Origin of the sequence: Rhodovulum viride, from assembly GCF_003265965.1 — a bacterium.
In the GTDB taxonomy this organism is placed as follows: Bacteria; Pseudomonadota; Alphaproteobacteria; order Rhodobacterales; family Rhodobacteraceae; genus Rhodovulum; species Rhodovulum kholense.
The window spans coordinates 48,261-57,858 of the sequence record NZ_MUAV01000025.1 but is presented as its reverse complement, the minus strand read 5'-3'; the positions used below and the strand labels follow the sequence as shown (position 1 = coordinate 57,858).

The window sequence follows — 9,598 nt, the reverse complement described above, 5'->3', positions numbered from 1 at the left end:
CCTCCCCACCATGATCCAGGACGCCTGGAAATGGTTCCAGTCCGACGGGTACAGGCGCTGAGGCTCTTTTCCGACCCGGACGGGCCCTGGTGGGCCCTCCGGCTGCACTGGCGCCGGGCACGGCTTCTGGTCCGGGCGCTGCGCAAGCGAGGCGAGTTGCAGCCGGTCGCGGACCGCACCGCCGCTATTCGCCCCGGGGCGATCCTCGCCTTCGCCTGCCTCCGGAACGAGGCCGAGCGTCTGCCCCACTTCCTCGACCATCACCGGCGGCTTGGCGTCAGCCAGTTTCTGATCGTCGACAATGCCAGCACCGACGCCACGCCGCGGCTTCTGGCCGACGCCCCCGACGTGTCGGTCTGGCGCAGCGAGGCGTCCTATCGCGCGGCGCGCTTCGGCATGGATTGGCTGACCTGGCTGTTGACCCGCCACGGGGCGGGGCACTGGTGCCTGACGCTAGATGCCGACGAATTGCTGGTCTTTCCGCGCCATGACAGCCTCGGCCTGCCCGCGCTGACCGCCTGGCTCGACGCCCGCCGCATCCCGATGCTGGCCGCGTTGATGCTGGAGCTTTATGCCGAAGGCCCGCTGTCCTCGGCGCGTTGCGCGCCCGGCGCCGATCCGCTGGAGGCGCTGCCGCTTTTCGATGCCGAGGGCTATCTCTGGGACCGCCAGCGCCGGTATGCCGGGATCTCGATCCGCGGCGGCGTGCGGCGGCGGGCCTTTTTCGCCGACGCGCCTGACCGCGCGCCGCATCTGCACAAGACGCCGCTGATTCGCTGGAGGCGCGGCCATGTCTATGTCAGCTCGACCCATATCGCCCTGCCGCGCCGCCTGAACGCGGGTTTCGATGCGCGGCGGGACGCGCCCACCGGCGCGCTTTTGCACAGCAAGTTCCTGGACCTCGCGCTGGCGAAATCGGCCGAGGACAAGGTCCGTTGTCAGCATTTCACCCACCCGGGCCGCTATGGCGTCTATTACGACGCGATTCTTGCCGACCCGGTCCTGGCCGATGCCCGGTCGGTCCGGTTCCGCGACTGGCGCCAGCTGCAGGCGCTGGGGCTGATCTCGGGCGGGGCCTGGGCGCCGATGGGCGCGTTTTAAGAGAGGTTTAGGCGGTTTCCTTTAGTCCCGATCCGACGGGGACCGGCAGGAGGCCACTTGGGTGCCATCTCCACATATCGGCTCAGGCTCGAACGCGAGCTTTGGAAGCTGCGGGCACGGCGCGCGCGGCGCCAGTTGCGGCCTGTCGCGGACCGGACGGCGCAGATCCGGCCGGGCGCGCTTCTGGCCTTTGTCTGCCTGCGCAACGAGGCGGTGCGGCTTCCCTATTTCCTGACCTATTACCGTCGGCTTGGCATCGACCACTTCCTGATCGTCGATAACGGGTCCCGGGACGGGTCGCAGGCGTTTCTGCGGGACCAGCCGGATGTGTCGCTCTGGACCACTGGGGCAAGCTACCGGCAGGCGCATTTCGGCATCGACTGGTTGAACGGGCTGCTGAGCCGCTACGGGCACGGTCATTGGGCGCTGACCGTCGATGTGGACGAGTTTCTGGTCTATCCCCATTGCGATACCCGGCCGCTGCGGGCGCTGACCGACTGGCTCGACAGCGCTGGAACCCGGTCCTTCGGGGCGATGCTGATCGACACCTATCCGAAGGGGCCGATCGGCGCCGCGCGCTATCGCGCCGGGCAGGACCCGTTCGAGATTGCCTGCTGGTTCGACAGCGGCAGCTACAGGTTCCGGAAGGACCCTGCTTACCGCAATCTGTGGATCCAGGGCGGCCCGCGCGCCCGCGCCTGGTTCGCCGAGGCGCCCGAACAGGCGCCCGCGCTGAACAAGATCCCGCTGGTGCGCTGGCGCCGCCCCTATGTCTATACCAGCTCGACCCACCGGCTGCTGCCGCGCGGGCTGAACCTCGTCTATGACGAGACCGGCGGCGAAAAGACCTGCGGGGCGCTGCTGCATGCAAAGTTCCTGGATTGCTTCGCCGCCAGGGCCGCCGAAGAGGCCGAGCGGCGAGAGCATTATGCCGACGGCCGCGAATACCGCGCCTACCGCAGCGGTCTGGATCGCGGGGCAGAGCTTTGGTGCGAGGGGTCCGAGACATACGCAGGCTGGCGCCAGCTCGATCTGCTGGGCCTGATTTCGCAGGGCAACTGGGCATGAGCGTCGGCTTTGTCATGATCGTGCACACCGCGCTCGACCGGGCCGCCGCCGTGGCGCGGCACTGGGCCGAGGCCGGGTGTCCGGTGGTGATCCATGTCGACAGCCGGGTGCCCGAGGCCGAGGTCATGGCCATGCAGCAGGCGCTGGCCGGGCTTGCCGATGTGCGGTTCTGCGCCCGCCATCCCTGCGAATGGGGCACCTGGTCCATCGTGCGGGCCACGCTGGCGGCGGTCGAGCTGGCCTTGGCCGAGTTTCCGGCGATCGGCCATGTCTATCTGGCATCGGGCGCCTGCCTGCCGCTTCGGCCCGCGGCCGACCTGACCGCCTATCTCGCCGCCCGGCCCGAGACCGATTTCATCGAATCCGTCACCACCGACGAGGTTCCCTGGACGGTGGGCGGGCTCAGCCGCGAACGCTTTTCGTTAAGCTTTCCATTCGCCTGGAAACGGCAGCGCCGGTTGTTCGACCAGCTTGTCACGCTGCAACGGCGGCTTGGGATACGGCGGTGCCCTCCCGCCGGGCTCGAGCCGCATCTGGGCTCGCAATGGTGGTGCCTGACCCGGCGCACGTTGAGCGCGATCCTGACCGACCCGGACCGGCGCCGGATCGAACGCTATTTCCGGCGAGTCTGGATCCCGGACGAAAGCTATTTCCAGACGCTGGTGCGCCGCCACGGCCGCCGGGTCGAAAGCCGGTCGCTGACGTTGACGCGGTTCAACCGGCAGGGACGGCCCTTCGTCTTCTACGACGATCACCTGCAGCTTCTGCGCCGGTCGGACTGTTTTGTCGCCCGCAAGATCTGGCCCGGGGCGGACTGGCTATACGATACCTTCCTCGATCCGGGTCTGCCATCGCGCGGGGCGGCCGAGCCCGATCCGGCGCGGCTCGACCGGCTGCTGACGGCGGCGGACGACCGGCGCGTGCGGGGGCGGCCCGGGCTGGTCATGCAAAGCCGCCTGCCCAGTCCCGACTGGGCCCATGCCACGACCTGCGCGCCGTTTTCCGTCCTGCAAGGCTTTGACGCGCTTTTCGAGGATTTCGCACCCTGGTTCGAACGGCATGTCGGGGCCCGTGTGCATGGGCACCTGTTCGCGCCGGACCGGGCCGAATTCGCTGGCGGCGGGGCGTCTTTTTCGGGCGGGATTTCGGACGCGGCGGCGCTGCGCGACTACGATCCGGGCGGCTTTCTGCGCAACCTGATCTGGGCCGGGCGCGGCGAACGCCAGTGCTTCATGTTCGGACCGGCCGACCGGCAAGAGATCTCCTGGCCGCTGGCCATCGACCGCAATGCCCATATCGCGGTGGCGACCGGGGCCTGGGCGGTGCCGCTTTTTCGGTCGGGGCAGGATTTTGCCGTGCTGCGCAAGCGAGCAGCCGAGCTGCAGAGGATCGAGGCCGCCTTTCTCGATATCCTCCGCGCGCCCCAGGTGCGGGCGCGGGTGCGAATCTGGTCGATGGCGGATGCGGTGCGCACCCCGATGGAGGTGCTGCTGGGCCTGGTCGAGGACATCGCGCCCGAAGCCCGTTCGCGGCTGCCGTTGGCGGCGGCCCCCCGGCTGGTGCCGCTGCCCGGCTTTGGCGCCTTCCTGCAACGGTTGAAAAACGAGGGCATGCTGCCCCATCTGGTGGGCGACTTCCCGGTCGACGAAAGCCGCCTTCGGCCGCCGCCTTTGCGCCGCCCCTATCTGGTGATGTAGATGGACCGCCCCTTCGACAGCTTCGTGCTGTTCGCCGAGATGCGGACCGGGTCCAACTACCTCGAAGACGCGCTGAACGGCGTGCCGGGGCTCTGCTGTCATGGCGAGGCGTTTAACCCGCATTTCATCGGCCACAAGGACCGGACCGAACATCTGGGCGTGACGCTGGCCGAGCGCGAGCGCGATCCGGGGCGGCTTCTGGCGGCAATGCGTGCCGCGGCCCAAGGCGGGCTTTGGGGGTTTCGCTTCTTTCACGATCACGATGCCCGGGTGCTGGCGCCGGTTCTGGCCGACCGGCGCTGCGCCAAGATCCTGTTGGTCCGCAATCCGGTCGAAAGCCATGTGTCGCGACTGATCGCGGACCGGACCGGCCAGTGGCGGCTGACCGATCTGCTCAAGGCGCGCCGGGCGCAGGTGCGGTTCGACCCTGCGGACTTCGCCGACCGGTTGGACCGGCTGGGCGCCTTCCGGGCGCAGCTGACGCGCAGGCTTCAGGTTGCGGGCCAGACCCCGTTCCGGATCGGCTATGACCAGATCGCCGATGTCGAGGTGCTGAACGGCCTGCTGGCCTTCCTTGGCACGGATGCCCGGCTGGACGCCGCGCCGACCCGGCTGAAAAAGCAGAACCCCGGGCCGCTTTCGGCGCGGGTACAGAATTTCGACGAGATGACGCGCGCGCTGGCCGATCTCGACCCTTGCGCGCTGTTCAATGAAAATCTCTTCGAGCCGCGGCGCGGACCTGCCCTGCGGCGCCATGTGGCTGCGCCCCGAAGCCCGCTTCTGTTCCTTCCGGTCCCCGGCGGCCCGGTGGCGGAGGTCGAGGCCTGGCTGGCCGCGCTGGACGGGCTTGGCCCCGAGGCGCTGCGGCGGGGCTTTACCCGCAAGACGCTGGACGACTGGCTGCGGCGCCATCCGGGCCATCGCAGCTTTACCGTCATCAGCCATCCGCTGGAGCGGGCGCATCGCGCCTTCTGTCGCCATGTCCTGCCGGTCGGTCCGGACAGCTTTCCCCGGCTGCGCCGGGCGCTGCGCGAGCTTTACGGGGTGCCGCTGCCCGAGGACGGACCCGGGCCGGGCTATGATGCGGCCGCGCACCGGGCGGCGTTTCTGGGGTTTCTGACCTTCCTCAAGGGCCAGCTGGGCGGCCAGAGCGCGCTGCGCGTCGATCCGTCCTGGGCGTCGCAATCGGTCCTGCTGGAGGGCATGGCGCAATCGCTGCTGCCCGACCGGATCGTCCGCGCCGAGACGCTGGGCCGCGATCTGGCCGAGCTTGCCGCAAGTCTCGGGCGTGCGGCCCCGGCACTGCCCGATCCGGCGCCGGTCGGGCCGGTTCCGCTGGCCGCGATCCATGACGCGGACCTGGACGCGGCGGCGGCCGAAGCCTACCGCCGCGATTTCCTGAGGTTCGGCTACGGGGGCTGGCGCGGCTAGGTCAGGCCGCCTGCGACGCCGCCGCCTCGGTCAGCACCGCATGCAGCGTGGCCGGGTCGGTATTGGCGCGCAGCTTGGCGCAGACGGTGCCGTCGCGCAGGGTGCGCGAAACCAGCGCCAGCGCCTTCAGGTGATCGACGCCGGAATCGAGCGGTGCGAACAGGGCGAAGATCAGATCGACCGGCTGGCGGTCGACCGCCCCGAAATCGATCGCCTTTTCCAGCCGGATGAAGGCGCCCCGGACCCGGTCGATGCCGGACAGCCGGGCATGGGGCAGGGCCACGCCCTGTCCCACCCCGGTCGGTCCGAGGCTTTCGCGTTCCTGCAGGGCGTCGACGGCGTTGCCCGAGGGCAGCGCATAGGCGGCGTGGGCGACCTCGCCAAGCTCCTGGAACAGGCGTTTCTTGCTGGACATGGTGCCGAAGACGCGAACGGCTTCCGGCGTGATGAGCGTGGATAGCTGCATAGGCCTCTCGCTTCGGACGCGCCGCGCCCGGTGAACGGACGCGGCAGTGTCAGCTGCGGGTCAGGGTTCGATCCAGCCCACGTTCCCGTCTTCGCGGGCGTACACGACGTTGATGTTGCCGGTCTTCTCGTTCCGGAACACCAGGAGGGCCGCGCCCTTCAGCTCCATCTGCATCACCGCCTCGCCGACCGAGATCGACGGAATCTGGGTTTCCATCTCGGCGATGATCATCGGCTGCAGGTCGTCGGACTCGTCATTCTCGTCCGTCGCTGCGAGGATATACGCCGAACCGCCGGAAAGTTCCACAGGTTCCGAACGATCGCGGTGATGGTCCTTCAGCCGGCGCTTGTGGCGGCGCAGCTGTTTTTCCATCTTGTCGCAGCAGCTGTCGAAGGCGGCGTAGATCTCGGTGGCATGGGCGCTCGCCTGAGCGGTCAGGCCGGTCGACAGGTGCACCGTCGCCTCGCAGACATATTGATGCGCGTTCCGCGAGAACACCACGTTGGCATCGGTCGGCCGGTCGGCATACTTCGAGACGGCAGCGCTCAGCTCGTCCTTGACATGGGTCTGCAGAGCCTCGCCGATGTCGATCTGTTTGCCGCTGATCTGGTACAGCATTGTTCCTCCTGAGATTGCCTGCAGGCGCAGGGTTGCACTCCGTTAAGGCCGGGGCGCGGCGGGGTCAACGGCAACAAGGAAGCGTATCCCTGTCTGCGGCCCTTTTGGCGCGGGCGTCGGATGGATGGCGGACGGGGCAGGCATCGCGCGTATTTGGCGACAGGTCCCCCCGCCATGTCAACGCCCTCGCCGTGCTGCGCCGCAGCGCCACCGATCCGCGCGACCGGCCCGAATTCCGGCGCGACGGGCGGCCGTGGCAGCGATTCGGTTGCGGTCTTGCCGGTCGGTTCGGCAAAACCCGGCCAAGGTCGCGGAAAAGACGGGAAGAAGACGGCCTGCATGCCCGGGCCTCAGGTGATCCGGAAGCTCTGGCCAAGGTAGACCCGGCGCACGTTCTCGTCGCGGATCACCTCCTGGGTCGTGCCGCTCATCAGCACCTTGCCGTCATGCAGGATATAGGCGCGATCAACGATCTCGAGCGTTTCGCGGACATTGTGATCGGTGATGAGCACCCCGATTCCCCGGGTCTTGAGGTCGGCGACAAGGCTCCGAATCTCGCCCACGGCAATGGGATCGACGCCGGCGAAGGGTTCGTCGAGCAAGAGATACCGGGGATTGGCCGCGAGGCAGCGCGCGATCTCGACCCGGCGCCGTTCGCCGCCCGACAGCGACAGGGCAGGCGCGCGGCGCAGATGTTCGATGGAGAATTCCGACAGCAGTTCTTCGAGCCGCTCGCGGCGCTTGTGGCGGTCGGGCTCGACGATTTCGAGCACTGCCTTGATGTTGTCCTCGACATCGAGCCCGCGGAAGATCGAGACTTCCTGCGGCAGATAGCCGATGCCCAGCCGCGCGCGGCGATACATCGGCAGCGTGGTCACGTCGCGGCCGTCGAGCAGAACCTTGCCGCCCTCGGGGGTCAGCAGACCGGCGACGGCATAAAAGCAGGTGGTCTTGCCCGACCCGTTCGGGCCGAGCAGCGCGACCACCTCACCCCGGTCGAGGCTGAGGCTGACATCGCGGATCACCGGGCGGCGGCGATAGCTCTTGCGCAGGTCGACGACCCGCAGCCCGCCGCCGGGCTCTGCGAAACCAAAGGCTGCGGCACCGTCCGCCATCACGGCTTGTCCGAGGCCGGGGTCAGCACGGTCCGCACGCGACCCTCCATCGCGCCGGTGCCGCGGTTCAGATCGACCGTCAGCCGCTGTCCCTCGACGGCATTGTCGCCCTGGGTCAGCAGCACGTCGCCGGTCATGACGATGGTGGCGGTGTCGATGCTGTAGACGGCCCCCTGCGCCTGGGCCGCGTCCTCGCCCAGCACCAGCACCACCGAGCCCGAGGCTTCGAGCCGCGAGATCTTGCCGCTGCTGGCGCCGCCCGAGCCATAGACCACCAGCACCCGCGCGGCCGACAGGCGCAGCGTGCCCTGCCCGACGACGACATCGCCGCTGAAGACGGCGGTGCCGTCGCCCTGATCGACGCTGAGGCTTTCGGCCGTGACCTCGACGGGCAGCGACGCATCGTGATCGAGCGACCCGAAGGCGATCTGGGCGCCCTGCGCCCAGGCGGCGGCCGGAACCGCCAGAACCAGCGCAAACGCCAACAGACGACCGCGTATCGACACGACCGGACCCTTTCCCCTATTGCTCGGGCTCATATATCAGCCTCACGCCGTCCTTGAAAACCAGAAGATACCTGCCCTTGTCCGAGGGGTCGGCGCTGAGCGTCATGCTGCCTGCCTCGATCCGGCCGGGCGGTCCGTTGGCGGTGACCGGGCCGTCCGCCTCGACATTGGTGTCCGCAAAGGCCGACCGCAGGCGGTCGGTCTCGATGGTGTAGCCGGTCGAGGTAGAGATCTTCGCGTCGCCCTCCAGCACCGCCACCCGGTCCGAGGTGTCGATCGACCCGGTATTGGCTTGGATCTCGGCCGAGCTGCCATCGGGCAGGGTCAGCCGCGCCTGCATCGCCTGCGCCTCGCCGCGGCCGGGCCGGTCGGGATCGGACCGGGCCGAGTCGGCCCGCATCGAGATCGCGGTGCCGTCGCGGGTCACGCCGGCATAGTTGGGCGCGCCCAGCCGCTGCTGGCGCAGCAGGTCGTCGATCTCGACCTTGGCATAGGGCAGGCCGTCGCCGTTGCCGGCGCTGCCATGGTCGCGCGAAATCATGAACAGGGTCGACAACAGCCCCAGCGCGGCCAGCGGAAACACGATCTTGGCCGCTGCGATGAACCGGGAATAGGCGTTGTCATAGGACCGCATATGTCATGCGACCCCGGCGCGCAGGCAGTCGTGGATATGCAGGATGCCGACGGGGCGGCCGTCCTCGACCGCGAAAAGGCAGGTGATCTTGCGGTCGTTCATCACCGCGACCGCCTTTTCGGCCAGAACGTCGGGGGCGATGGTCAGCGGGTTCGCGGTCATCACCTCCTCGACGCTGCGCTCCAGCAGGCCGTCCATATGGCGGCGCAGGTCGCCATCGGTCACGATCCCGGCCAGCCGCCCGTCGGGACCGGTCACGCCAACGACGCCAAAGCTCTTGCGGCTCATCACGATCAGCGCCTCGGGCATCGCGGTGCCCGTCGGTACCAGCGGGATGTCCTCGCCCGAATGCATCAGGTCCGCGACGGTCGAGAGCCGCGCCCCCAGCTTGCCGCCGGGATGGAACTGGCGGAAATGTTCGGGCGTGAACTGGCGGTGCTCCATCAGCGCCACGGCCAGCGCGTCGCCCAGCGCCAGCGTCATCGTGGTCGAGGTGGTGGGCGCCAGTCCCATCGGGCAGGCCTCGTCCGCGGGCGGCAGCACCAGCGCCACGTCGGCCTGGCGCAAAAGCGTGCTGCCGGGCTTGCCCGCGACGCCGATCAGCGGGATTCCATAGCGGCGGGTATAGGCGACGATATCAGCCAGTTCGGGCGTCTCGCCGGAATTCGACAGCACGAGGCAGACATCGCCCCGCGCCACCATCCCCAGATCGCCATGGCTGGCCTCGGCGGGGTGGACGAAATGCGCGGGCGTGCCGGTCGAGGCGAAGGTCGCCGCGATCTTGCGTGCCACATGGCCCGACTTGCCCATGCCCGAGACGATGACCCGGCCGGTCGCGCCAAGGATGGTCTCGACCGCGCGGGTGAAGTCCTGGTCGAGGCTCTCGGCCAGGCGATGGACGGCGTCGGCCTCGATCCGCAGAACGCGGCGGCCGATGGACAGGCAGGTTTCGGGCGTCATGG

10 protein-coding genes are annotated in these 9,598 nt (G+C 68.8%); 4 read left to right on the top strand and 6 right to left on the bottom strand.

Annotated elements, in window-relative coordinates; all coding sequences use genetic code 11:
- Positions 1-30 precede the first annotated feature (30 nt).
- From BYZ73_RS17440 to BYZ73_RS17425, 4 genes are read left to right on the top strand one after another with little or no spacing between them, the layout of a single operon-like run.
- Entirely contained in the window at positions 31-1,101 is a 1,071-nt protein-coding gene (locus BYZ73_RS17440) for a glycosyltransferase family 2 protein (protein WP_112316954.1), read from the top strand.
- Between the two features lie 57 nt (positions 1,102-1,158).
- Positions 1,159-2,169: a glycosyltransferase family 2 protein gene (locus BYZ73_RS17435; RefSeq protein WP_112316952.1), complete on the top strand. Its 1,011-nt coding sequence runs from the start codon at positions 1,159-1,161 to the stop codon at positions 2,167-2,169.
- A complete protein-coding gene (locus tag BYZ73_RS17430) occupies positions 2,166-3,866 on the top strand; it encodes a DUF5927 domain-containing protein (RefSeq protein WP_112316950.1) in 1,701 nt (566 codons plus the stop codon). Before BYZ73_RS17435 ends, BYZ73_RS17430 begins: the two co-directional genes overlap by 4 nt.
- The gene (locus tag BYZ73_RS17425) at positions 3,867-5,297 is read left to right on the top strand and encodes a nodulation protein NodH (RefSeq protein WP_112316949.1); all 1,431 of its coding nucleotides are present in this window, start codon (positions 3,867-3,869) and stop codon (positions 5,295-5,297) included.
- A 1-nt stretch (position 5,298) separates the two neighbouring features.
- Here the strand turns inward: BYZ73_RS17425 and BYZ73_RS17420 are convergent, their stop codons facing one another.
- The 6 genes from BYZ73_RS17420 to BYZ73_RS17395 all read right to left on the bottom strand — a co-directional run bounded on the left by BYZ73_RS17420 (position 5,299) and on the right by BYZ73_RS17395 (position 9,596).
- Positions 5,299-5,763: a PTS sugar transporter subunit IIA gene (locus tag BYZ73_RS17420; RefSeq protein WP_108028694.1), complete on the bottom strand. Its 465-nt coding sequence runs from the start codon at positions 5,761-5,763 to the stop codon at positions 5,299-5,301.
- A 60-nt stretch (positions 5,764-5,823) separates the two neighbouring features.
- Positions 5,824-6,381, bottom strand: coding sequence for a ribosome hibernation-promoting factor, HPF/YfiA family (gene hpf / locus BYZ73_RS17415; RefSeq protein WP_108028693.1), 558 nt, complete (start codon positions 6,379-6,381; stop codon positions 5,824-5,826).
- A 350-nt stretch (positions 6,382-6,731) separates the two neighbouring features.
- A complete protein-coding gene (gene lptB / locus BYZ73_RS17410) occupies positions 6,732-7,496 on the bottom strand; it encodes an LPS export ABC transporter ATP-binding protein (RefSeq protein ID WP_112316947.1) in 765 nt (254 codons plus the stop codon).
- Positions 7,496-8,035, bottom strand: coding sequence for an LptA/OstA family protein (locus BYZ73_RS17405; RefSeq protein WP_112316945.1), 540 nt, complete (start codon positions 8,033-8,035; stop codon positions 7,496-7,498). The genes lptB and BYZ73_RS17405 overlap by 1 nt, the downstream gene beginning before the upstream one ends.
- A complete protein-coding gene (gene lptC, locus BYZ73_RS17400; protein WP_112316943.1) occupies positions 8,019-8,636 on the bottom strand; it encodes an LPS export ABC transporter periplasmic protein LptC in 618 nt (205 codons plus the stop codon). The genes BYZ73_RS17405 and lptC overlap by 17 nt, the downstream gene beginning before the upstream one ends.
- Before the next feature lie 3 nt (positions 8,637-8,639).
- Positions 8,640-9,596, bottom strand: a complete 957-nt coding sequence (locus BYZ73_RS17395; RefSeq protein WP_108028690.1) for a KpsF/GutQ family sugar-phosphate isomerase — start codon at positions 9,594-9,596, stop codon at positions 8,640-8,642.
- Between the last annotated feature and the right edge of the window lie 2 nt (positions 9,597-9,598).